21 protein-coding genes are annotated in these 24,500 nt (G+C 46.6%); 13 read left to right on the plus strand and 8 right to left on the minus strand.

Annotation, left to right across the window (positions count from 1 at the left end; translation table 11 throughout):
* Positions 1-78 precede the first annotated feature (78 nt).
* The 5 genes from JHU38_RS05265 to JHU38_RS05285 all read right to left on the minus strand — a co-directional run bounded on the left by JHU38_RS05265 (position 79) and on the right by JHU38_RS05285 (position 5,116).
* Positions 79-1,269 carry a double zinc ribbon domain-containing protein gene (locus JHU38_RS05265; RefSeq protein ID WP_107582779.1) on the minus strand — a complete coding sequence of 397 codons (1,191 nt, stop codon included), beginning with the start codon at positions 1,267-1,269 and terminating at the stop codon, positions 79-81.
* A gap of 11 nt (positions 1,270-1,280) precedes the next feature.
* Positions 1,281-1,985, minus strand: a complete 705-nt coding sequence (locus JHU38_RS05270; protein WP_107582777.1) for a glycoside hydrolase family 25 protein — start codon at positions 1,983-1,985, stop codon at positions 1,281-1,283.
* A 64-nt stretch (positions 1,986-2,049) separates the two neighbouring features.
* Positions 2,050-2,745 (minus strand): hypothetical protein, encoded by a 696-nt coding sequence (locus JHU38_RS05275; RefSeq protein WP_107582776.1) that lies wholly within the window; start codon positions 2,743-2,745, stop codon positions 2,050-2,052.
* Positions 2,746-2,748: 3 nt separating this feature from the next.
* Positions 2,749-4,041 carry a Na+/H+ antiporter NhaC family protein gene (locus JHU38_RS05280; RefSeq protein ID WP_107583194.1) on the minus strand — a complete coding sequence of 431 codons (1,293 nt, stop codon included), beginning with the start codon at positions 4,039-4,041 and terminating at the stop codon, positions 2,749-2,751.
* A gap of 10 nt (positions 4,042-4,051) precedes the next feature.
* Positions 4,052-5,116, minus strand: a complete 1,065-nt coding sequence (locus JHU38_RS05285) for a LacI family DNA-binding transcriptional regulator (protein ID WP_107583192.1) — start codon at positions 5,114-5,116, stop codon at positions 4,052-4,054.
* 209 nt (positions 5,117-5,325) lie between these two features.
* On the opposite strand from JHU38_RS05285, the gene JHU38_RS05290 reads away from it, so the two are divergent.
* The 3 genes from JHU38_RS05290 to JHU38_RS05300 are packed head-to-tail and all read left to right on the plus strand — an operon-like array spanning position 5,326 to position 10,077.
* Positions 5,326-8,781, plus strand: a complete 3,456-nt coding sequence (locus tag JHU38_RS05290) for a sensor histidine kinase (RefSeq protein WP_107582774.1) — start codon at positions 5,326-5,328, stop codon at positions 8,779-8,781.
* The gene (locus JHU38_RS05295) at positions 8,768-9,493 is read left to right on the plus strand and encodes a DUF5932 domain-containing protein (protein ID WP_107582772.1); all 726 of its coding nucleotides are present in this window, start codon (positions 8,768-8,770) and stop codon (positions 9,491-9,493) included. Before JHU38_RS05290 ends, JHU38_RS05295 begins: the two co-directional genes overlap by 14 nt.
* The gene (locus JHU38_RS05300) at positions 9,490-10,077 is read left to right on the plus strand and encodes an ABC transporter substrate-binding protein (protein WP_107582770.1); all 588 of its coding nucleotides are present in this window, start codon (positions 9,490-9,492) and stop codon (positions 10,075-10,077) included. Before JHU38_RS05295 ends, JHU38_RS05300 begins: the two co-directional genes overlap by 4 nt.
* Positions 10,078-10,143: 66 nt before the next feature.
* Here the strand turns inward: JHU38_RS05300 and abc-f are convergent, their stop codons facing one another.
* Both abc-f and yihA read right to left on the minus strand, forming a co-directional pair.
* On the minus strand, positions 10,144-11,943 hold the full coding sequence (gene abc-f, locus JHU38_RS05305) for a ribosomal protection-like ABC-F family protein (protein ID WP_107582768.1): 1,800 nt from the start codon (positions 11,941-11,943) through the stop codon (positions 10,144-10,146).
* A gap of 6 nt (positions 11,944-11,949) precedes the next feature.
* Complete coding sequence (gene yihA / locus JHU38_RS05310) at positions 11,950-12,537, minus strand: ribosome biogenesis GTP-binding protein YihA/YsxC (protein WP_107582766.1); 588 nt, start codon at positions 12,535-12,537, stop codon at positions 11,950-11,952.
* A gap of 90 nt (positions 12,538-12,627) precedes the next feature.
* Between yihA and JHU38_RS05315 the strand changes: the two genes are divergently transcribed.
* From JHU38_RS05315 to JHU38_RS05345, 7 genes are all read left to right on the plus strand, one after another.
* The gene (locus tag JHU38_RS05315; protein WP_107582764.1) at positions 12,628-13,611 is read left to right on the plus strand and encodes a Gfo/Idh/MocA family protein; all 984 of its coding nucleotides are present in this window, start codon (positions 12,628-12,630) and stop codon (positions 13,609-13,611) included.
* A gap of 60 nt (positions 13,612-13,671) precedes the next feature.
* A complete protein-coding gene (locus tag JHU38_RS05320) occupies positions 13,672-14,763 on the plus strand; it encodes a DUF4421 domain-containing protein (RefSeq protein ID WP_107582763.1) in 1,092 nt (363 codons plus the stop codon).
* A gap of 623 nt (positions 14,764-15,386) precedes the next feature.
* Positions 15,387-16,298, plus strand: a complete 912-nt coding sequence (locus JHU38_RS05325; protein ID WP_107582761.1) for a glycosyltransferase family protein — start codon at positions 15,387-15,389, stop codon at positions 16,296-16,298.
* Positions 16,299-16,366: 68 nt separating this feature from the next.
* On the plus strand, positions 16,367-17,404 hold the full coding sequence (locus tag JHU38_RS05330) for a DHH family phosphoesterase (protein WP_107582759.1): 1,038 nt from the start codon (positions 16,367-16,369) through the stop codon (positions 17,402-17,404).
* Between the two features lie 82 nt (positions 17,405-17,486).
* Positions 17,487-18,122 carry a DUF4827 domain-containing protein gene (locus tag JHU38_RS05335; protein ID WP_107582758.1) on the plus strand — a complete coding sequence of 212 codons (636 nt, stop codon included), beginning with the start codon at positions 17,487-17,489 and terminating at the stop codon, positions 18,120-18,122.
* A gap of 43 nt (positions 18,123-18,165) precedes the next feature.
* The gene (gene glmM, locus JHU38_RS05340; protein ID WP_107582756.1) at positions 18,166-19,557 is read left to right on the plus strand and encodes a phosphoglucosamine mutase; all 1,392 of its coding nucleotides are present in this window, start codon (positions 18,166-18,168) and stop codon (positions 19,555-19,557) included.
* Between the two features lie 68 nt (positions 19,558-19,625).
* Positions 19,626-21,821, plus strand: a complete 2,196-nt coding sequence (locus JHU38_RS05345; RefSeq protein ID WP_107582754.1) for an alpha-galactosidase — start codon at positions 19,626-19,628, stop codon at positions 21,819-21,821.
* A 38-nt stretch (positions 21,822-21,859) separates the two neighbouring features.
* Here the strand turns inward: JHU38_RS05345 and JHU38_RS05350 are convergent, their stop codons facing one another.
* Positions 21,860-22,267 (minus strand): hypothetical protein, encoded by a 408-nt coding sequence (locus JHU38_RS05350; RefSeq protein ID WP_317196011.1) that lies wholly within the window; start codon positions 22,265-22,267, stop codon positions 21,860-21,862.
* Positions 22,268-22,407: 140 nt separating this feature from the next.
* On the opposite strand from JHU38_RS05350, the gene JHU38_RS05355 reads away from it, so the two are divergent.
* From JHU38_RS05355 to rsgA, 3 genes are read left to right on the plus strand one after another with little or no spacing between them, the layout of a single operon-like run.
* Positions 22,408-22,911: a GAF domain-containing protein gene (locus JHU38_RS05355; protein WP_107582750.1), complete on the plus strand. Its 504-nt coding sequence runs from the start codon at positions 22,408-22,410 to the stop codon at positions 22,909-22,911.
* Between the two features lie 33 nt (positions 22,912-22,944).
* Positions 22,945-23,505 (plus strand): ribosome recycling factor, encoded by a 561-nt coding sequence (frr, locus tag JHU38_RS05360; RefSeq protein ID WP_107582748.1) that lies wholly within the window; start codon positions 22,945-22,947, stop codon positions 23,503-23,505.
* 21 nt (positions 23,506-23,526) lie between these two features.
* Complete coding sequence (gene rsgA / locus JHU38_RS05365) at positions 23,527-24,459, plus strand: ribosome small subunit-dependent GTPase A (protein WP_107582746.1); 933 nt, start codon at positions 23,527-23,529, stop codon at positions 24,457-24,459.
* Positions 24,460-24,500 lie beyond the last annotated feature (41 nt).

The following is a 24,500-nucleotide window of genomic DNA, read 5'->3' on the forward strand; positions in this document are numbered from 1 at the left end:
TCTTGTGCTATTGAAAAAAGCGGTTGAATGTCCGAAACCATTCAACCGCTTTTATGCCGGTACGTTGGAATAGAAAGCTTATTCTACAATCTTTGTCATGTTCATTTCGGAGATTTCACCATCGGGATTGATACGGGCTTTCACCTTGAACTTGTTGTTGGCTGTGGTGCCATCGGTCTTCTCCACTTCCTGAATGGTTGAGAAGTTGACGGTATATTCGTATTCCTCGTCGCCCACTTCTTTCTTGTCGATCTTGTAATCGTTGTTCAGTTTCCAGTTCATGCTTTTGGTATCTTCCTTGTATATCTTGTTCATGAAAGTCACGACGTCGCTCTTGGTGGCATCGGGCTTGCCCAGGAAAGAGGTGAGCAGGCTGCTGACAGATGAGCGGAGCCCTTCTTCATCGCGGGCGCTGACGCTTTGGAAGAAGTTGCGGAAAACAGAACTGATCATTTGGCGTTCCTGTGGCTGAACCGTTTGGGCGCTGATTCTCTTCAGTCCGTCGTTGGCTTCATCCACATATTCGCCGTTGGGATGGTCTTCCAGATAACGCTTGTAGGCTCCTTCCGAGTCGGCAGCTAACGCCGAAACCCAGTCGAGTGAGTCGATCTTGTGTCTGGCTTCTGCCTTGTGGGGGGAGTTGGGATGATTCTCAAGATATTCTTCGAAACCTTCTTTCGAGTTGTTGACCAAGGCGTCGTTCCACTGTTGGTCTATCTGTTGCAGCGTGGACAGATGGGCCCGGATGGAGTCGCGGTGAGCTTGGGGCGCGTCGGGATAGGTGTCGAGATAGCTCTGCAGCACGGCCGGATCTGAATTTTTAATGGCGTATTCATAGGCCTCGAGTTCTTTCTTTTTACCGGCTTCGGCATAGAAGTACCAAAGTCCGGCGCATATGATGGCTGCCACGATGAAACTGATAATCAGCACCGTTCGGTTATTTTTCTTGGGGGATGAGGGTGTAGGCTGCTCGGTCTGTGTCTGTGGAGCGGTTTTTGCTTCGGAATGTTGTGGAGCAACCGGCGGAATGGGCGGAGTGGGGGATGTCTGCTGTCGCTGTATGGGGCTTTGCGGACGTGTCGTGCTCATCTGTTCATCGCTCATCGTGAGGTGCCGGCAGACGGGGCATGCGCTTTGGTCCTTGAAATAAACTTCGCCACATTGTGGACATCTGGTGATTTTGCCCGCAATCTCTACACCACATTGTGGGCAGACGGGGGCTTTGTCGCTGATTTGATGTCCGCATTCGGGACATTTTATGATTGCCATATTGTTTGTTTTTAGTGTCTGAATCTGATTTCACGCAGCGAATGGCGGCCCATGAATCTGCTTTTGTCAACATATCCATTGATACCGTTGATACGGCCTTTACCCGTATATTGCCACATGGTGATGTCTCGATCGTCTTTCAATACAGGTTCACGGGTTGTATATTGGGCTATCATCAGATGGTAATTGTCGATCTTGCCCAATAAGTAGTGGTCGTAGAAATTGGCGAAAGTGTAGAGAAGGGGCTTTTGTTGGTAGGCATTTTCTACCATTTTCAGGAATTTAAACAGCGAATCACAGAATTCTTCGGTATTGAGTCCATTCTTTGTCTCAATATCTATCATCGGAATCAGGTCTTGTTCGCCGGGCCTGCACTGGAGAATAAAATTGTTGAGCTGTTTTTGCAGATCGGTTTTAGGACGAAAAAAATGGTAAGAACCGACTTTCAAACCATATTTATGAGCCAACGCGATGTTGTTTTCGTATTTATCATCGATACGATCTCCACCCTCAGTGGCTTTCAGATATACGTAAGCCATTTTCGTATTATCACCTATTGTCTCCCAAAAAACATCGCCCTGATAGTGACTGAGGTCAATGCCGTGAATGTGGCTGCATGTGTCTTCGCATTGTACATAATCGTTTTGCGCGTGAATGGTGAGAGAAAATAAGATCAAAGCTAAAAAGATAGTTGCTTTTCTATATATCTTGTCCATAATTGCAAAGTTAAACGAAAAATATTGATATGATGCAAAAATGAAACAGAATTAAAATTAATTATCATTCTTCGATTTCGGACAAGCTACGCCCGAAATTCCTAATAAAATTACTGATGTCTTCGATTGGCGCATAGCGATAATAGCGCAGCGAACGGCGGAGGTTGCGGCGTAGCAGCGTTGAGTTGTTATAGACGAATCCTCCTTTGCCTTGTTTGAAGTGCCAGGCTTGGCTATCTTTTTCTGTATTGGTTATGGTGCGTATCATAAGCGGTATGGCTTGTCTCTCCGTCTTTTTGACGAATGGCAGTTCCTCTTTTGTAAAGCCAAAACAACTAACCAGAATTGTTCCTTGTAGTTGTGCCATACGGCTGATATGTAATTGTGAAAGCCAGTTGTTGAGTTTGCCATAATCAACCTTAGGGCCTCGGGAACGGATATATTGTCCCAACTGTATGATGCCTCGGATGGGTATTCCGTGGTTCATGGTAGCGTTGACATTGCTGACTATGATTCGCAGAATGTAGATTGTTTCCAGCGAAGGTGTATCTTGTAGCCGTTCTTTTTCCTGCAAATGTTTCAGACGCATGTTAAGCAGAGGATTGGCCAGCACCACTTCGCCGGCCGGCATGTCCGCGATATTGCGCATCATGCAGACCATCTTCCGGGTTTTGAAGGCAGACATGGGCTCAAGAACTTCCTGCGTTTTGAAGTTGTCTGCCCTGAGTTTGGTAAAAAGATTCCGTTTGATGATTTCCATGATTTAGCTATATTTACGTGGGAATCTGAAGATAATGGCCAACAGCGAAGCGATTCCGATGGCCATGGGGTAATAGAGATAGGGCAAGATCTGGATAGGATTTAATCCGGATAGTCCTGCGGCCAACAACATCTGTACGCCATAAGGAATCAATCCCTGCACACAGCATGAAAAGGTATCGAGTATGCTGGCCGCCTTTCTGCTGTCAACCCCAAATCGATCGCCAATCTTTTTCGAAATGTTGCCTACCGTCAGAATAGCTACAGTATTGTTGGCTGTGCATATATTGACCATTGAAACCAATGCGGCAATGGAAAGTTCGGCACCTCGTTTGCCCGTGATGCGGCGGGTCAATTTATTGATGATGAAATCAATACCTCCGTTTTCGCGTATGATCTCCAGCATGCCTCCTGCCATCATGGCGATAATGACAAGTTCACCCATTCCTAAAATGCCATCGCCCATGGCCGCAAACCATCCGTAGACGTTGTAATCGCCAGAGGCAACACCGATGATCCCACAGAGCACCAAGCCCAACGTGAGCACTGCCATGACATTCATTCCGGCCACAGCAGTAACCAACACAAGTAAATAAGGTAAGATTTTAATATAGTCAACTTGAGGAACTTCGGTAGGAATGGTCATGTTTTTTCCCAATATCCAGTAACATAGGAGAATTAAAAAGGCTGAGGGGGCGACGATACTGAAGTTGACCCGAAACTTATCGTTCATCTTACAGCCTTGGGTTTGGGTCGCTACAACGGTGGTGTCGGAAATAAACGAGAGGTTATCTCCGAAATAAGCGCCACCTACGATAGTGGCTGTCATAAGCGCCGGGTTGAACGCTGTGGAATGAGAAATGCCGGCCGCGATGGGTACTAAGGCTACGACAGTGCCCACACTCGTACCGATAGATATGGAAATGAAGCAGGCTGCCAGAAACAAACCGGGCAATAACAGATTGGCGGGAAGCAGCTGTAGCGCCAGATTGACAGTGGCATCAATGGCACCCATCTCTTTGGCCGAAGCGGCAAAGGCGCCCGCCAGGACATAAATCCACAACATCAGCATGAGATTGGTGGCTCCGGCGCCTTTGCTGTAGGTGTCGATTCGCTTCTTGATGGGAAGTCCTCCGGAGATAATGATGGCGTAAATACTTGATATCATGAATGCGACAGAGAGTGAAAGATTGGGCTCACTCTCTGCTTTATCTACTGAATAAATCGTAAATATAATGATAAATGCAATCAGTATCAATAGTGGTGACAACGCCACTAAACCTTTTCTCTTGTTCAATTTCAATCTGTTATAATTGCGTCCGGCGATAGAATTTTACATTTTCTTTCGACAACAGCTCAATCGGCATATAATTTACGGGCTGAACTTTCTTTTTAAGCACGATGGCCTGAAACAACGCGTTCACACTGCTATAGCCTTGTTGGTAAGCATGTTGGGCAATAAGAAACGAGATACTTCCTTGCAACAAGCACTCCGCATTTTTGGCAACCATGTCGTAACCCATAATTTGAATGTCACGATAATTGTGCCGCAAGAGGAAGTCGCCTACCAAATGCGCCTTGGAATTTAGCGTGATGCAATGGTGTATGTCGGGATGCGTGTGGAAAAATTGTTCCAGTATTTTGTCGAAATCATCTTTGTTCATGCCCAAAGGTAGCTCAAGTTCCGTTATTTTTATATTAGGAAAATGGTCACGCATGTAATGTCGGAAGCCCACTTCTCGGTTTGCTTGCTGTTTACTGACGACAATACCGTCCTTGGTATGCTTCATCAGCATAATCTCCTTTTCCTGCGAAGCGATGAGCATCAAGATTTTGGCCGCGAAAAAGCCGCTGGCAAAAGAGTCTTGACCAAAGAACGACAGAGGCTTCAGGTCGGGCATGTAGGAGTCGAGCAATACAAATGGTATCTTGAGTCTGTGTAGTTGATCCGTGAAACCACGAGTCATTTCGAGTGTCGACGGCACGATGACCACGCCATCCGGCTGAGTGTCAAGACAACTTTCATATACTTCCTTAAACGAACTTTCATTGAATCGTTCGTAATAGTGGAAACTAACGTTGATATGAAAGTCTCGCCGGGCTTCCATTGCTTTGCGGGCACCTTCTTCGATCTCTTCCCAATAGGCTTCGGAAGCGTGTTTGGGCAGCACAATCTGAATCTGATAGGATTTGTTGTAAGCCAAGGCACTGGCATACATGTTGGGCTGGTAGTTCATTTCCTTTAAGGCTTTTTCTACCTTTTCACGCGCAGAGGGCGACACATTGGGGCGATTATGGAGCACACGGTCTACGGTGCCTACCGATACACAGGCTCTTTCAGCAATGTCCTTAATACGTATTTTCTCTGTCATTATCTGGTTTGTTTTGACACTTATGGCTTGGGTGCCCCTGTAATACGATACTCCGTGCACGCACACCAGCTTACTAACCGCTACAAAAGTAGTAATAATTGTTGGGAATTAACATGATTGCGCAGCTATTTTTTGTGTGATTGTGTTTTTTGTTTGATTTATTTCAGACTTTGCGGATTATTCCGTATTTTTGCAATTACCATGCTATTATGGCCGAACTCTATCAAATCGTTTTGAGAGCATTGAGACTTTTATTTTTATTTCGTCAATGTCTCCTTGGACTTGTTATTCTTTGGAGTATATCGTTCTTGTCGGCTTGTGAACCAACTTATAATAAAGAGGTCGATATTCTGAATCAAGCTTCTTACGCGTTTCATTATAGAAGTCTTGATTCTACAAAGGTTTTGGCAGAGCGAGCACTCAATCTGGCTGAGCTTTATGACGCCGGTTGGTCGGAAGCTATGAATAATCTTGCTTTTGTTAAGATAGCCAGAATGGATTATGATGGTGCCAATGATCTTTTAGATGAAGTTCTTTACAGAAGCGACAACCAACTGGAGCTTTACGTTGCCAATGTTCAAAAGATGCGATTGTGCCAGCGTCAGTCGCGCAATAAGGATTTTTATATTTACCGTCAGCAAGCGATACGATGTCAGAAGCGTATTCGTGAGGATCTCAAAGCTCTTTCCGGTCGGCAGCAACTACGCCTTACTTATGCCAATAGTGAATACGCTATTGTCGAATCTACTTACTATTATTATATTGGACTGCCAAAGAAATCAATGAAGGCACTTGAGCAGATTGACCCAAGTAGCGAGATTATCAAGGACACAGCCCAGCTTCTTGCGTATTATTATAATATAGGGTCTGGTGGAATCATTACTGCGGGCAGTCAGCGTGAAATCTATCAGCGTGAATTTGATTATCTCATACAATGTCTTATAGGCGCTCTTAAACATGGTTATATCTATTGGGAGGCCAACTCACTTCAGGCGATCAGCGAGCACATGCGCCGTTCGGCCATGCGTGATACGCTGATTCGTGACAATCTCCCTGCCATGAAGTTTATCAATAAGGATAATATGCCCGACTCTCTTTTGGCTGGCAATCTGGCCGAAAGAGCCGCCGACCTTTTCTCTAAATATGGCGATGTCTACCAAACTGCAGGCGCTTATCGAACATTGGCAGAATGTTATTGGGATTTACGAGACTACCGTAGCGCCTTAATCTGTCTGAACGAAGCGTTGGAACAAGATACGGTCATCAATCGGGCGCCTGATTTGGTGGCTTCTATCCGTGAGCAGTTGTCACTGGCTTATTCTGCCATCGACGATAAACCCAACAGCGATTACAACCGCAATATCTATTTGGATATGCAGGAAATGACACGCCAAGACCGCCAATTGGACGCGCGTGCGGCCCAGCTTGACCTTTCTTCTGAGCAGCTGAATGTGATGATAGCCGGCGTTGTACTGATGATCCTCGTTGTTGTAGCCCTTCTTATTCAGTTTTCACGTATGCGCAGGAAGAAGGACGCGGAAGAATCGCTCGATGATCTCCTGGAACCGTTGCGTCGATGGAATATTAGCGAGGCCCATGAAATGACCCGTTTGAGCGAACAGAATGAAGAAGTGGATGAGCAGATCAAAGTGTCCCGATTGCATGTGTTGAACAATAAAAAGAGAAATATTGAACAACGGGCTAAGGTTGCGCTTGTAAACAGCATCACTCCTTTCATTGATCGTATTCTGAATGAAATCAATCGATTGCAGCATTCTTGTGAAGATCCTGCCATCAGAAACCAGCGTTTTGATTATATCGCCGAACTTACGAGTCAGATTAATCAGTATAATGATATTCTTACACGTTGGATTCAGTTGCGGCAAGGCGAATTGAATTTGCGTATCGAGAGCTTTCCGCTGTCCGAGCTCTTTAATTTGGTAGCCAAGGGACAGATGAGTTTCAGCTTGCGTGGGGTGCGACTCCGGGTGATTGATACGTCTTTGGTAGTGAAGGCTGATAAAACCTTAACGCTGTTCATGATCAACACGATTGCCGACAACGCCCGAAAGTTTACGGCGAAAGGGGGTACCGTCACCGTTTCGGCCGAAGAATCGGAGGCTTATGTTGAGGTGTCGGTTACGGATAATGGCTGTGGCATGGATGAGGAGCAACTTTCACACGTGTTCGATCATAAGCCTGTGAATGGTGGTCATGGCTTCGGACTGATGAATTGTAAAGGTATTATTGAGAAATATAAGAAAATCAGTAGCGTGTTCAGCGTCTGCGTGATTGGAGCCGTCAGCAGAAAGGGAGAGGGGAGCCGCTTTTTCTTCCGGTTGCCGAAAGGCGTTGCCCGTGGCCTGGTGCTGTTGCTGATGGGCACACTCACGATAGGACATTCATGGGCCAAGAACGAGCATGTGGTCTTTGGCAAGGCTTTCCAACACCGTCGTGATCTTTACGATGCCTCGCGCTATGCGGATAGCGTGTATTTTGCCAATATCAATGGTGCCTACGACCGGGCATTGGCGTTTGCGGATTCTACCATGAAATACCTGAACACCATTCCCCGCCGTTTGCGAAACCGTGATTACAATCTCGTTTTGCTCGATATGAAGAACGAAGCGGCTGTAGCGGCGCTGGCTTTGCACAAGTGGGACGTGTACCGGGCTAACAATAAAGTCTATACACAATTGTTCCGCAAGATGTCGGCCGACAATACGCTCGACAACTACGTGCGCGTGATGCAACGAAGTGAAAACAGCAAGAACGTTGCCATCATCCTTTTAGTGTTACTCTTGCTTAGTATTTTCCCCGCTTATTTCTTCCTTTATTATCGTCATGTGGTCTTTTATCGTTATTGCGTGGAACTGATCAATAAGATTAATGATAAGTTATTGTCTGACCTTTCGGCTCAAGAGAAATTGAATCAGCTCAATTTGATATGGAGTAGTCGCAGGCGTTATCTCAGCGGGCGTGAGAACCGGCTGGCTGCCATCGTCAATCAGATCAGGTCGGCATTGAAGGAAAGCATTCAGAATAAACAGCTGTGGCAAGACAACATTGACCTTACCCGTGACGAATTGCGCCGCACCCGGTTTGAGGAAGCCCGGCTTTATATCAGCAACAGTGTGCTCGATAATTGCCTGTCTACCTTGAAGCACGAAACCATGTATTATCCTTCACGTATCAGTCGATTGATGGAAGAGGGGCGCGAAGATAATCTCGTGGCTATCGGCGAAGTCGCCAACTATTACAAACAGCTCTATTCCATCCTGAGTCAACAGGCTATGAGGCAGTTGGATTATGAACTACGGATCGATGAAGACATGTTGAAATATCTCTTGGATCTGCTGAAAAAGCTGAGCAAGTGTCAAACGGCGGCTATAGAAGTGCATGAACGCGATGAGCATTATGTCGTTATAAAGGACACGTTGACCGGTGTCACGCTTACCGAGGAGCAGTGCTTAAATCTGTTTACGCCTACGTCTGTCAATATTGAGTTCATGATCTGTCGGCAGATCGTGCGCGAAATTGGCGAGATGACCAATATGCGGGGAAGCGGCATTCAGGCATTGCGACAAAGTAATCATGAAATCGTGGTAGAGATAACGCTGCCTAAAAAGATAATGAATAAAATGCTATTATATGAACAAGTTTAAAATTATCATCGTAGAAGATGTTCCTTTGGAACTGAAAGGAACTGAAGGCATTATCAGAAATGATATACCCGAAGCCGAGATTATCGGCACGGCAGAAAACGAACCCGGCTTTTGGAAACTTTTGAAAGCCGAAAAACCTGATCTTGTTTTGCTCGATTTGGGATTAGGAGGCTCTACTACGATTGGCGTGGAAATTTGCAGGCATACCAAAGAAAGTTATCCTGATATCAAGGTATTGATTTTTACGGGCGAGGTGCTAAACGAGAAACTGTGGGTCGACGTGCTGGATGCCGGTTGCGATGGAATCATTCTGAAGAGTGGGGAGTTGCTCACCCGAGGCGACGTGGCAAGCGTGATGGGTGGTAAAAAAATGGTTTTCAATCAGCCTATTCTTGAGAAAATCATCGAACGTTTTAAGCGTAGCGTCAATAATCAGATCATGCGTCAGGAAGCATTGGTCAATTATGAGATCGATGAATACGACGAACGCTTCTTGCGCCATTTGGCTTTGGGATATACCAAGGAGCAAATCACGAATCTGCGAGGTATGCCCTTTGGCGTGAAAAGTCTGGAGAAACGCCAGAATGAACTGGTTCAGAAACTCTTCCCCGAGGGCAATGGCCGGTTGGGTGTCAATGCGACACGACTCGCGGTGCGTGCCCTTGAACTTCGAATCCTCGACATTGATAATCTGTTGCCCGACGAAGAATGAATTCCAAGCTGTCTGTCTTGTCGGTGATATTGGCCATTATAGAAGTCTTTATTATTTTGGCTTCATGGCTTATCACCGCCGCTATGCCCGAACTCTCTGTCCGTTCGTTGTTGAGCAGCGAGGGTATCAGATGGTTTTTCGGTCAATTTTCTTTCAATCTGGCTTCGCCCGTGTTGGCCTGGATGGTGCTGGCCATGGTCGGAGTGGGAGCGGTGGAAGAAAGCAGACTACTTGCTTCGCGCCACGAACGTACCTATCGTGAGCGTTTTGCCATGACACTCGTATGTATAGAGCTTCTGCTCATCGTCGTTGTGATGGGCTTGCTCACCCTCCTTCCACAGGCAGTATTGACGAATATTGAGGGAGAACTCTTCCCGAGTAGCTTCTCATGGAGCCTCATTCCCGTCATTTGCTTTGCGTTGAGCCTTTTCAGTGTCACATACGCTTTGGCCAGTGGCCATATTGACAGGTTAGACCGACTCTTCGATATCTTAACTGCCGGCATCCGCAAATATGCAGGATGGCTTTTGGTGTATATACTGTTGAATCTGGTTTATCACTCATTTTGTTTTGTCTTTCAATAATAACAGGTGTGCCAAGCAATCTCTTGACACACCTGTTGTTATATACGCGACTCTCTGTAATGATACTTACATGAGTTCAGAAAGTTCCAGCCATCTCATTCCTTTCTCATCAAGTTCATCTTTAAGAATCGGTAGTCGTTTGCTCTTTTCGGTCAACTCGTCTACCGAAAGGTTGCCACTGCATAATTCGTTTTCAATAGCTGCCTGTTCTTTTTCCAACGTTTCAATGTCTTTTTCAAGCTGTTCAAACTCCCGTTTCTCCTTGAAAGTCATCTTGCGCTTGGTCTCATGGTGATAATCTTTCTTGGGCGTATCCTTGACTTGGGCTTTTTCTGCGTTCTCCTTACTTTGCAGTTGGTTGAACTCACGGTATTGTGTGTAGTTGCCGGGGAAGTCCTTGATGACACCATCGCCCTTGAACACGAGCAGATGGTCTATCACCTTATCCATGAAAAAGCGGTCATGACTTACGACGATGACGCAACCGGGGAAGTCTTGCAAATATTCCTCCAACACTTGCAAGGTCTGAATGTCGAGATCGTTGGTCGGTTCGTCCAACACCAGAAAGTTGGGATTGCGCATCAGCACCGTGCAGAGATAGAGCTTGCGCTTCTCGCCGCCACTTAGTTTGTAGACATAGTTGTGCTGTTGTTCGGGCGAGAACATGAAATATTGCAGAAACTGGCTGGCTGTCATGTGTCGGCCGCTACCCAAATCAATGTAATCGGCAATGTCGGTGATGATATCAATGACCTTCTGGTCTTCTCTGAACTTCAAACCCTCTTGTGAGAAGTAACCAAATCTCACGGTGTCACCGATATCGAAGCGGCCGCTGTCGGGCCGCACCTGTCCCAAGAGCATTTTAATGAAAGTAGACTTGCCCGTTCCGTTGTTGCCGATAACCCCCATTTTCTCGAACCGGGCAAAGTTGTAGTAGAAGTCTTTCAGGATAATCGTTTCCTGTTGGCTGCCCGTTGGGTTGTTGCCGTCGTTGAACGATTTGCTGACATATTGGCATTCGAATATCTTCGAGCCAATATACACGTTGCTTGCTTTCAGCCGTATCTGCCTTTCTTCTATCCGTTGCTTCGCTTTGGCCTCCAGTTCGTAGAACGCCTCTTCGCGGTAGCGTGCCTTGTGGCCACGGGCTTGTGGCATGCGACGCATCCATTCCAGTTCTGTCCGATACAGGTTGTTGGCCCTTGCTATTTCCGCTCTCGTATTATCGATGCGTTCCTGGCGTTTTTCCAGATAGTAACTGTAGTTGCCCCGATAGGTGTAGATGGTCCGGTTGTCGAGTTCCAAAATCAGATTGCACACCCGGTCGAGAAAGAAACGATCATGGGTAACCATGAACAGCGTCTTATTGCCACGGCTCAGAAAACCTTCGAGCCATTCAATCATTTCTAAATCCAAATGGTTGGTGGGCTCGTCAAGGATGAGCAGGTCGGGCTCCGTAATCAGAACATTGGCCAATGCCACCCGTTTTTGCTGCCCGCCACTGAGTTGTCCCATCTGTTTGTCCAGATTCTTGATCTGTAATTGCGTCAGAATCTGTTTGGCCTTTAGTATCTTTTCGGGGTCGCCCTCATGATTGAAGCAGGCTTCGAGCACCGTTTCTTCGGGCGCAAACTTCGGACATTGTTCCAGATAGCCCAGCCGCAGGTCGTTCTTGAAGATGATGGAACCTTCGTCTTTGCCCTCTTTGCCGGTGATGATGCTGAGCAATGTCGACTTGCCGGTGCCGTTTTGCGCCACCAGACCTACACGCTGGCCTTCGGCGATAGAAAAATTGATATGATTAAAAAGAACTTGAGCACCAAAACGCTTGCTCAAGTTCTGAACATCCATGTAGGGAACTGCCATTGCTTTCTATATGAATTTCTCAATATAATCTAATACCTCGTCGCGTCCAACCCTCTTTTCAGACGATGTAATGAATGATGGCGGCAACTCTTCCCATACATCTTTCAGTTTGTCGAGCCATGCCTGCGCATTCTGTCTGGCCTTGCCCGGTCCCAGTTTGTCGGCCTTGGTGAAGATGATAGAGAAAGGAATGCCACTCATTCCCAGCCAGTCTACAAACTCACGGTCAATTTTCTGTTGCTCATGACGGATGTCAATGAGTACGAAGAGATTGACAAGCTGTTCGCGTTGCAGCACATAGCTGTGTATCATCTGTTCCAATTTGACGCGTTCTGTCTTTGAGCGTTTGGCAAATCCGTAGCCGGGCAGGTCTACCAAGTACCATTCATTGTTGATGATAAAGTGGTTAATCAGCAGCGTCTTGCCGGGTGTGGCAGAGGTCTTGGCCAACTGTCGTTTGTTGCAAAGCATATTGATGAGGCTTGACTTGCCTACATTCGATCGGCCGATGAAAGCAAATTCGGGTAGTTGGGTCGTAGGACATTTGCTCACCGTAGGCGAGGAAATGACAAATTCAGCTTTCTTTATTTCCATATATAATAGTAGGGTATTTATTGCAAAGGTAATAAAATAATATTATCTTTGCATGAAAGTGAAATGTTTTATAGCAAAGCAATTTTGTAAATGAAGCTAATCAATTGGGGGGTTATTGGCTGTGGCGAGGTGACGGAGAAGAAGTCGGGCCCGGCTTTTAACGAAGTACCCGGCTCTCATGTAGAAGCCGTGATGAGTAGGAACGAAACGAAGGCACGTTCGTACGCCGAGCGCCATCAGGTTCCTAAATGGTACACCGACGCGCAAGAACTGATAGACGACCCGGAAGTCAACGCCATTTACATCGCGACGCCTCCCAGCAGTCATGCTACCTTTGCCATCATGGCCATGATGGCAGGAAAACCCGTTTATGTAGAAAAGCCTTTGGCCGCAAGCTATGAAGATTGCGCCCGCATCAATCGCGTCAGTCAGCAGACGGGGGTGCCTTGCTTTGTGGCCTATTACCGTCGTTATTTGCCTTATTTTCAACGTGTCAAACGTATTATAGACGACGGAGTGATTGGCAATGTCACCAATGTGCAGATTCGTTTCTCGGTTCCACCGCGCGATTTGGACTACTCGCAGTCGACAACATTGCCTTGGCGATTGCAGCCCGATATCGCCGGAGGCGGCTATTTCTATGATTTGGCACCTCATCAGCTTGATCTCTTGCAGGAATTGTTTGGCGTCATCACCCGAGCCCACGGCTATTGTGCCAACAGAGCCCATCTCTATCAGGCCGAAGATTCCATTAGTGCCTGCTTTTTCTTTGAAAACGGATTGCCGGGCAGTGGCTCTTGGTGCTTCGTAGGCCACCAGAGCGCCAAGGAAGACTGCATAGAAGTAGTGGGCGAGAAGGGAACACTGACGTTTTCGGTCTACGACTACAATCCCATACAGGTGATTACCAGTGAGGGCCGCACGAGCATTCGGGTGCCCAACCCGCCTTATGTGCAGTTGCCTATCATTCAATCGGTCATAGAGGATTTGCAAGGCATAGGTTCATGTTCGGCCACCAGTGTCAGTGCCACGCCGGTTAATTGGGTGATGGATCGTATTTTAGGCAAGTTTTAGTTGCTTTTTGGTTTCGTCGGACCGTCGTCTGACTCAAATCATAGTATAGGTATTACGGTAATGAACGCGAGACAAATAGTGCTGTTTTTGTGTTGGATAGGATTGTCTGTGCCGGTTTGGGCCGGTGGAGATACGTTATCCGTGGCTCCGGTTTCGCGCCATCAGCCGCGACGTGGCTTTCTTCACGGTCTTTACGAGTTTGTAAGGGATTTCTCGCGTGTAGATACCAATTACATAGAACCGCAGCATTATAATTTCACTTTCATGCTGCAGAATACGAATACCTATGAGGTCTATCGCTTACAGAGCCGCACGGGGCAGAGCGTGACGTTCTCTCCCGAGCCAACTTACAAAATAGGGCCCTACTTTGGTTGGCGTTGGGTGTTTCTGGGCTATACGCTCGACTTGGTTCACTCGGGCGGCAGCCGCAAGCAAGATTTCTCGTTGTCGCTCTATAGCAGCCAGCTTGGCATCGATCTGTTTTTCCGGAAGACGGGCAACGATTATAAAGTGAGACGCTTCAAACTGGCCGATGACATTGATACCTCGCCCGTCGAGCAGATGCCTTTCGACGGATTTCATGCCAGTATCAAAGGGTTTAACCTTTATTACATCACCAATCATCGCAAGTTCTCCTATCCCGCGGCTTATAGTCAGAGCACGGTGCAACGCCGTTCGTGCGGCAGTCCGCTGTTCGGAATAAGCTATTCGAGCCATAAGATCGATGTCGACTGGCAGCGACTCATGGAATTGTCACGATGGCGATTGCCCGAGGGGACGTTCAGCGCTATCGACAGCTCACTCACGGCGAGTAAAGTGAACTATAAGGACTTCGCCATCTCGGCGGGCTATGCCTATAACTGGGTATTTGCACGTGATTTCCTTTTTGATATTTCCTTGTCGTTGGCGATAGCCTACAAGCATACGGAGAGTAAACTGGACCGTGACAATTTTATTTTCCGCAATTTCAATCTCAAGAATTTTAATCTCGACGGTGTCGGACGCTTCGGTATCGTGTGGAACAACACCCGTTGGTATATCGGCACAAGCGCTATTTTTCACACCTATAACTATCGGAGGCCGGAGTTTTATACCAATTCTACGTTCGGCAGCGTCAATTTCTACGTAGGCTTTAATTTTGGAAAGCGATGATTCTGAAATGTTAAAAAACTTCCGTTTTCTTTACACCAAGTTGTCGATTCCTTCGCTTCTGAATCACCAACGTCATTCTTCGGCCGAAAAACGGCTTATTTTTGAAGTTTTGCTATCATGTTGATTTATAGCAAGTTATCTTTTCTTGGGAAGCTGTCGTGCCTTTCCGGTTTTCCAAAAGCAGCCCTTTTAGCTCCTAATAGCAGCCCTTTTAGCTTGTGAAAGCATAGCTTTTGCCTTGTCATTGCACTGCTTTTACGCTTCAAAAGTGTACTTTTACACCTTTTTTGCCGCTTTTTCTACCCCTAATCGCCTTGCGAAGACTCTCCAAATAGCTCTTTTTGTCGTTTTGAGGAGCTAAATGGCAAGTTTTGGAAGTGTTAAAATTTTGTTGTATAAATGTCTATTTTGAGAATCTAAGTAGAATATTTTGTTGCTTATTTGATGGTTACAATATTTTGTGATACCTTTTTTCGTCTGATCAATTCAAGTTGTATTAGAGCTTGATGGTTATGAAAGAATTCCGTTTTTCTTGCCGTAGAGTTTGGCATAATCATAAAATTACGCTAACTTTGTTGTCAGACTTGAATAGGCAAGTCGAATAACTTAAATTTAAGATAAGAATGAAACCAACATTGTTGCTATTGGCTGCGGGTATGGGCAGTCGATATGGAGGACTGAAGCAGCTGGACGGTTTGGGGCCCAACGGCGAAACGATCATGGATTATTCCATTTACGATGCCATTCAGGCAGGCTTCGGCAAGATTGTCTTTATTATTCGTAAGGATTTTGAAGAGCAGTTCAAAGAACAGGTATTGACGAAGTATGAGGGCCATGTGCCACTGGAACTCTGCTTCCAGAGTTTGGACGCGCTGCCCGAAGGTTTTGCCGTTCCGGAAGGCCGACAGAAGCCTTGGGGCACCAATCATGCGGTATTGATGGCCAAAGATGTAGTGAAGGAGCCTTTCTGTGTTATTAACTGTGACGATTTCTACAATCGTGACTGCTTCATGGCTATGGGAGCGTTTCTGAGTGAGCTACCCGAAGGTAGCAAGAATCGCTATGCGATGGTGGGATTCCGTGTCGGCAACACGCTGAGTGACAATGGAACGGTAGCGCGTGGTATCTGTTCGAAAGACGCGGAAGACAACCTGACGACGGTCGTGGAGCGTACGGAGATAGAGCGCCGTGACGGAAAAGTGCAATATAAGGATGAAAACGGTGAATGGATAACCGTGTCGGACAATACGCCGGTCAGTATGAATGTGTGGGGATTCACTCCCGATTATTTTGCGTACAGCGAAGCGTATTTCAAGGAATTCTTATCAGATACGGCCAATATGACCAATCTGAAGGCCGAATTCTTTATTCCGCTGATGGTCAATAAGTTGATTCTGGATGGAACGGCTTCGGTCAAAGTGCTCGATACGACGAGTAAGTGGTTCGGCGTCACCTATGCGGCCGATCGTCAGGGCGTCGTTGACAGAATCCGTCAGTTGGTGGATGACGGTGTATATCCGGCACACCTGTTTTAAGATATATCTGAAAAATAAAGAAAAGGCACATCATCGATGCGCCTTTTTTTAGTACCTTTGCATTCATTATGAATATTGACGTACTAACAGACAAACAGTTGGCCTTGCTCAGAGAGGCTGTCGAACAGGCTGAAAAAATCGTGGTCTGCTGTCATAAGTCGCCTGATGGCGACGCGTTGGGGGCGGTGCTGGCCTGGTCGGAGTATCTCAGAATGCAGGGAAAAGAGCCTACGATGATTGTGCCGGACGCTTTTCCCGACTTTCTGAAGTGGTTGCCGGGCAATGAAATGCTGATGCGCTATGACAAACATAAAGCCAAAGCCGATAAAATCGTGGCCGAAGCCGACGTGGTTTTCTGTCTTGACTTTGACGGGCTCGACCGTTTGGGCGATATGGCACAGGCGATGGAGGGTTTCAGAGGACGCTATGTCTTGATGGATCACCATACGAGTCCACGTATTCCCAATGCTTTGGAACTCTCGTTCCCATCGATGTGCAGCACGTGTGAGCTGTTGTTTCGCATGATCTGTCAATTAGGCAGGTTTGAACAGATGACCCGTAAGATGGCTGTAGCTCTCTATACGGGTATGATGACTGATACCGGAGGGTTTACTTATAATTCTACGCGTCCTGAAATCTTCTTTATCATTGGTCAACTGTTGACCAGAGGAATTGATAAAGACAAAATATACCGCAATATTTTCAACGTGTTTAGTCCTTGGGCGATAAGGTTGCGTGGCTATCTTATGTCGCAGAAACTCAATGTCTTTGATGATTTTCATGCAAGTTATTTCACTATATCGCGGCAGGATATGAAGAACTTCCATTTCGTCAAAGGCGATGTGGAAGGTTTGGTGAATGAGCCGTTGAAAATCAAAGGTATGAAACTGAGTATTTCGTTGCGTGAGGATGATCGCAGAGACCATGTTGTTTGGGTGAGTCTGCGTTCTGTTGATGATTTCCCCTGCAACCAAATGTCGGCGGAGTTTTTTAATGGTGGCGGCCATCTGAACGCGAGTGGGGGGCACCTCAACTGTTCTTTGGCCGAAGCGGAGAAGGTTGTTCGCCAAGCCATTGTGCATTATGAAAAATTATTGAAAGGTTGAAAATATAATAAAACATTACATGGCACACCGGTAGAAATAAGGAAAATTTACTACCTTTGTCCAAAACTATTTTGTTGATAAGATGAGAAAAGTATCTTTGTTGCTGCTGGCCATCGTGGCTTTAGTAACTTTTGAATCGTGCAAGGATAGCGAAACGTATGCCGATCGGAAGAAGAAAGAGCGTGCTGCCATCAATGATTATATTGCGAAAAACAAAATTAAAGTGATTTCGGAAGCTGAGTTTTTTGCGCATGACAGCATGACAGATGTTAAGAATAACGAGTGGGTTTTGATGAACAGCACGGGCGTTTATATGCAGATTGTCAGAAAAGGTGTTGGATCAAAGGTCAAGCAGGGGGAAATAAAGAATCTCTTGGTGCGCTTTGACGAGACAGACTTGAAGACCGATTCTATTACGTTGTCAAACCGTTGGCTTTATTATTCAAGTTTGGTAGACCACATGGTCATCAAGAATACTTCCGGTTCTTATTTAGGTGTATTCATCGCCGGCAAAAGCACGATGTGGAGTCGGTATCGTTCTACGGCTGTGCCCAACGGATGGATGGTGCCGTTTGACTACATTAACATCGGCCGTCCGAAGAAAGATGGCGATGAGATAGCCAAGGTGAAACTTATCGTACCAAGTTCGTCAGGCACGCAAAATGCCACGAACAGCGTCACTCCGTATATGTATGAGCTGACTTTCCAGGAGGAATAATCTTTGATAGCGCGGACCTTAATCAATTTTAATTATATACTTTATGACACTCATTAAGTCTATATCCGGCATTCGTGGAACGATCGGTGGTAAGACGGGAGATACCTTGAATCCACTGGATATCGTCAAGTTTACATCTGCTTACGCGACCTTTATTCGGCGCAGTGTAAAGAATCCTTCCAATAAAATTGTCGTAGGACGTGACGCACGTATCTCCGGCGCGATGGTCAAGAATGTGGTTTGTGGCACATTGATGGGCATGGGATACGATGTTGTCAACATCGGTCTGGCCACAACGCCGACTACGGAACTGGCTGTAAGGATGACAGGGGCCGACGGCGGTATCATCATTACGGCAAGCCATAATCCTCGTCACTGGAACGCATTGAAGTTACTCAATGCCGAAGGCGAGTTTTTGACAAAGGATAACGGTAACGAAGTGCTGGAAATAGCAGCCCGTGAAGATTTTGATTTTGCCGATGTTGATCATCTGGGACATTATGTCGATGATGATTCGTTTGACCGTCGACATATTGATGCGGTCTTGGCGTTGAAACTTGTGGATGTCGAAGCTATTCGGAACGCTCATTTTAAAGTTGTTGTCGACAGCATTAATTCGGTAGGTGGTATCATTCTGCCGAAGTTGCTCGACGCGTTGGGTGTAACCTATAAGTTTCTGAATGGCGAGGCCAGTGGTGATTTTGCCCACAATCCTGAACCATTAGAGAAGAATTTGGGTGGAATCATGAGCGAATTGAAGAATGGTGGCTATGATTTGGGTATTGTGGTTGACCCCGATGTTGACCGTCTGGCATTCATCTGTGAAGACGGAAAGATGTTTGGTGAAGAGTATACATTGGTCAGTGTGGCCGACTATGTGCTACAATATACCCCCGGCAATACGGTGAGTAACTTGAGTTCGACCCGTGCGCTGCGCGACATTACTGAAAAGCATGGTGGCGTTTATACGCCGGCTGCCGTGGGTGAGGTCAATGTGACAACGAAGATGAAGGAAGTAAACGCCGTGATCGGTGGCGAAGGTAATGGTGGTGTGATCTATCCCGAGAGCCATTATGGCCGCGACGCTCTGGTTGGCATAGCGCTTTTCCTTAGTAATCTGGCTCATAAGGGAGTGAAAGTGAGTGAGTTGAGGAAGGAATATCCTGATTACTTTATCGCTAAAAACCGTATAGACCTGACACCAAGCACTGATGTCGACGCGATATTGGAAAAGGTGAAGGCGATGTTTGACGCGCAACCCGACGCCAAGGTAAATGATGTTGACGGTGTGAAGATTGATTTTCCCGATAAGTGGGTGCATCTGCGCAAGAGCAATACCGAGCCGATTATTCGTGTCTATAGCGAAGCCGGCTCCATGGAGGAGGCCGACCGGCTGGGCAAGCAGATGATGCAAGTCGTTTACGACATGCAATAAGATACTAAGACATAGACTTTCCTATAGCGGGTCTATGTCTTTTTTTATAATAACAATCCAATATTTTCATGAAAAAGAAACTACTTATAGTTTTGATGTTATTGGCTCCTATCGTTTCAAGGGGCGAAAGTGTCGTGATACAATCCGGAAATATTGCGCTCGTATTGAATGTGGAAAAGGGTAAGTCACCTAAGTTCATGTACTTTGGCAACAAATTGACCGGTGACGACTTGAAGAGTATCTCCACACCGACGGAAGGACGGATGGACGTATATCCGGCTTACGGGATGAACACTCCCGTGGAGACCGCCTTTGCCATGACGCATGCCGACGGAAATATGTCGACTGTACTGGTGGCAACGGGTCATGAGGTGAAGCCACAGGGCAAGACAACATTGACAGTGGTGCATCTGAAAGATACGCTCTATCCACTTTATGTAGACTTGAATTATCGTTCTTATGCCGATGTCGACATGATTGAAACTTGGGCTACCATACGGAACGAAGAAAAAGGAAAGGTCATGTTGACGCAATTCTCTTCGGGGTGCATGCCCATTCGGCGTGACGATGTTTGGGCAACCCATCTATATGGCTCTTGGGCCAATGAAGGAAGAGTGGCAGAGGAACCGCTTAATCCCGGACAGTTAGTTATCAAGAATAAGGACGGCGTGCGGAACAGCCATACGGATCATGCGGAAATCATGTTCTCGCTCGATGGCAAGGCCAGGGAAAACTGTGGCGATGTCATTGGCGCCGCGTTGTGCTATGGAGGCAATTATCGCTTGAAGGTAGAAACCGATGATACGGAATATCATTACTTCTTTGCAGGAATCAATGAAGACAACTCTGTCTGCCGACTGAAGAAGGGCCAGTCGCTGGAGACGCCGGCTTTGGCCTTTACCTATAGCAGGGAGGGATTGAGCGGAGCATCCCGCAACTTCCACCGCTGGGGGCGGAATTATAAGTTGGCCAACGGTAATGTGGAGCGCAGTATCTTGCTGAATAGTTGGGAAGGTGTCTACTTCGACATCAATCAGCAGGGCATGGACGGCATGATGAGTGACATAGCGGCTATGGGCGGTGAGCTTTTCGTGATGGATGACGGTTGGTTTGGTGAGAAATATCCACGTAAAGATGACTCTTCCTCGCTTGGTGACTGGAATATAGACAGGCAAAAGTTGCCCGACGGCATTGAAGGATTGTTGCGTGACGCTAAGAAGTATGGTGTCAAATTCGGCATTTGGATCGAACCGGAGATGTCGAATACGGTGAGCGAACTCTATGAGAAACATCCCGACTGGATCATCAAGGCACCGAAGCGGAACGCAGTTTTGGGACGTGGCGGTACGCAGGTGGTGCTCGACCTCTCCAATCCGAAAGTGCAGGACTTCGTGTTCGGCGTAGTGGATAACCTCATGACAAAGTATCCGGAAATTGCTTATATCAAGTGGGATGCCAACATGGCGATTATGAACCATGGCAGTCAGTATCTCCCGATGGAGGAGCAGAGCCATTTGTATCTTGCCTATCACGAAGGATTTAAGAAGACATTGGAACGCATTCGTGCCAAATATCCGTTGTTGACGATTCAGGCTTGCGCCAGCGGCGGCGGTCGAGCCAACTGGGGAATACTGCCTTGGTTTGATGAATTTTGGGTCAGTGATGATACCGACGCATTGCAGCGCGTCTACATGCAGTGGGGAACGAGCTTGTTTTTCCCCGCTATCGCGATGGCCAGCCATATCAGCGCGTCGCCTAATCATCAGACACATAGACTGATACCGCTGAAGTATCGCGTGGATGTAGCCATGAGCGGTCGGTTGGGAATGGAGATTCAGCCGAAGAATATGACGGAAGAAGAGAAGGCATTGTGCAAGAACGCGATCTCTGAATACAAGCAGATTCGTCCGATTGTGCAGATGGGAAATATCTATCGCTTGCAAAGTCCTTATGAAAATAAGGGAGTTGCTTCACTGATGTACGTGGATGACGCACGGCAAAAGGCCGTGTTCTATTGGTGGAAGACGGAGACGTTTGTCAATCAGCACCTTCCCCGCATCAAGATGGCAGGCCTGGATGCCGGTAAGATGTATAAGGTGCATGAGCTGAACCGAATCGATAATCGGCCTTTAGCTTTTGAAGGAAAGACCTTTAGTGGCGCTTACTTGATGTCGCAAGGGCTTGAAATCCCTTATACCCATCATGTTGATTACCATAAGAATACTGCTTGGGCAAGTCGGGTGCTCTATCTTGAAGCCCAATAGGACTAAAAGTCTCTCATCGTTGATGAGGGGCTTTTATGCTATTCTTCTGTCCGGTCAGGGGCTTGATGGAGCTTATACGACTTTGATGTGGTTGCGGACGGCTTGATTTGCTCCACGCGATTGACGATACTGTCGCCTGATGGTAGCAGAAAGAAGCCTATTCTGACGACATTTCCTATCTGTGCGCTGCCCTTTACCTTTACGTGATGTGCCTTGAAATATGAAGTTGTGTCTCGGCGACTGGGATAGGAGAGCAACTGTAACTGCGATTTGTTCGACGCCTCACCTATATAATAAATACCGATGCTATCACGGCCTTCCGTCAAAGTTGTATGAGTCGAATCCTGTTGTATGCGAACTTTGGGCTCAACGGGTTCGAAAACAGACGCGGCCACCGTGTCTCCGGGGTTGTCTTCTTTTGCAAACCTGCACGACATTGTGCCCATTGAGGAGATTATGATGGCAAAAACAAATAGAAAAAGCTTTTTCATCGTGATGCGTATTTGGTGCGAAAGTAAGTAAATAATTTGGAACGGAGAAATAAATAACGTAAATTTGTGTAGATCAACTTTATAGTTTAAAACGAATGAATCATACAGATAAAACAGCTCTATACAACACTTTGATTGAGCAGATCAGAAGTTTGGTTGCCGGTGAGCACAACATGATCGGGGTTTTGGCAAATGTTTCGGCAGCCATGAAGCAAACCTTCCCGAACCAATATTTCTGGGTAGGCTTCTACCTTGTGCGGAATGACGAGTTGCAATTAGGGCCTTTCCAAGGCACGGTAGCCTGCATGCGCATCGCGAAAGGGCGTGGCGTCTGCGGCACGGCATGGAAAGAGAATCGCACGCTCATTGTTTCCGATGTCGAGCAGTTTGCCGATCACATCGCCTGTTCTTCCCTTTCACGTTCCGAAATCGTAGTACCCATTCGTGAGAAAGGTTCTGCGAGGGTGTTGGGCGTTATCGATATTGACAGCACATCGCTTCATACATTCGATGAAAAGGATGCGGAAAAATTGGAAGAGATCGCTAAAATATTGGCGGAAATATTGGAGAATCAAAGAATAATCTCTAATTTTGTGTAAAACAATATCATTAAAATATAATAAAAGGATTATATGATAGACGTAAAGACGACATTGAAAGACGCGGAAGAGCGCATGCAGATGGCTGCTATGTACCTTGAGGACCAGCTTTCTCATATTCGTGCGGGCCGCGCCAACGTCGCTATCCTGGATGGTGTACGTGTGAACAGTTATGGTTCAATGGTCCCCTTGAACCAAGTAGCTAACGTTTCTGCGCCTGATGCTCGGACAATCGCCATTCGACCATGGGATAGAAAGGCCATTAAAGACATTGAGAAAGCCATCATGGACAGTGATGTGGGTATCACGCCGGAGAACAATGGCGAGATCATTCGTTTGGGAATACCTCAACCGACAGAAGAAAGACGCCGTGAATTGGTGAAGCAATGCAACAAAATAGGCGAGAGAACGAAGGTTGAAGTGCGTAGCGCGCGGGCTGAAATCAAAGAAAAACTGAAGAAGGCGATTAAAGACGGGCTTTCTGAAGACTTGGAAAAAGACGCCGAAGACGATTTGCAGAAGCTGCATGACAAGTACATCAAGAAGCTTGACGCGCTGCTTGAAGAGAAGCAGAAAGAAATTATGACGGTATAATCCATTAAGAACAGCATTGTATTGAAGGGACTTGTCATTAAAAATACCGGCAGTTGGTATTCAGTGAAGACCGACGACGGACAAGTGATAGAAAGTAAAATAAAGGGTAACTTTCGTTTGAAAGGTATCAGAAGCACCAACCCTGTCGCCGTAGGTGACAGGGTTGAACTTATTACAAACCAAGAAGGAACGGCTTTTATCTCTGCGATTGAAGACCGCCGCAACTATATTATCCGTAAATCGCAGAACTTAAGCAAGCAAAGTCATATCTTAGCCGCGAACGTTGACCAGGCTTTTCTGGTCGTAACGGTCAACTATCCGCAGACAAGCACCATTTTTATCGATCGTTTCTTGGCTTCGGCCGAAGCCTATCGTGTGCCTGTCGTTCTTATTTTCAATAAATCTGACCTGCTGACAGCGGATGAACAGCGTTATGAACGCATGATGATGACCCTCTATCAGACCATCGGCTACGCGTGTTACGAAATCTCCGCGACCACGGGAGAGGGCGTAGCGCAGTTGATTCCCTTGCTGAAAGACAAGATAACACTGCTTAGCGGCAACAGCGGGGTGGGCAAGTCGACCTTGATTAACCGAATATTGCCCGGTGCTAACTTGCGAACGGCTGAGATCAGTGACGCCCATAACACGGGCATGCACACCACTACGTTCAGCGAAATGCTGGAGTTGCCTGATGGCGGTTACCTGATTGATACGCCGGGAATCAAAGGATTCGGAACGTTTGACATGGAACCGGAGGAGCTGACGAGCTATTTTAAGGAGATTTTCAAGTTTTCCGAAGGTTGTAAGTTCAATAATTGCACCCATACCCACGAGCCGGGGTGTGCCGTCTTGGCAGCCGTTGAGAATCATTATATAGCGGCGAGCCGTTATCAGAGCTATCTCAGCATGCTTGAAGACAAGGATGAGAACAAATATCGGGAGGCTTATTAGGCTCGAATACACATTTTTGATTATTCAAGAAAGGCTGCGAG

This window comes from Prevotella illustrans (assembly GCF_017426725.1).
GTDB lineage: Bacteria > Bacteroidota > Bacteroidia > Bacteroidales > Bacteroidaceae > Prevotella > Prevotella illustrans.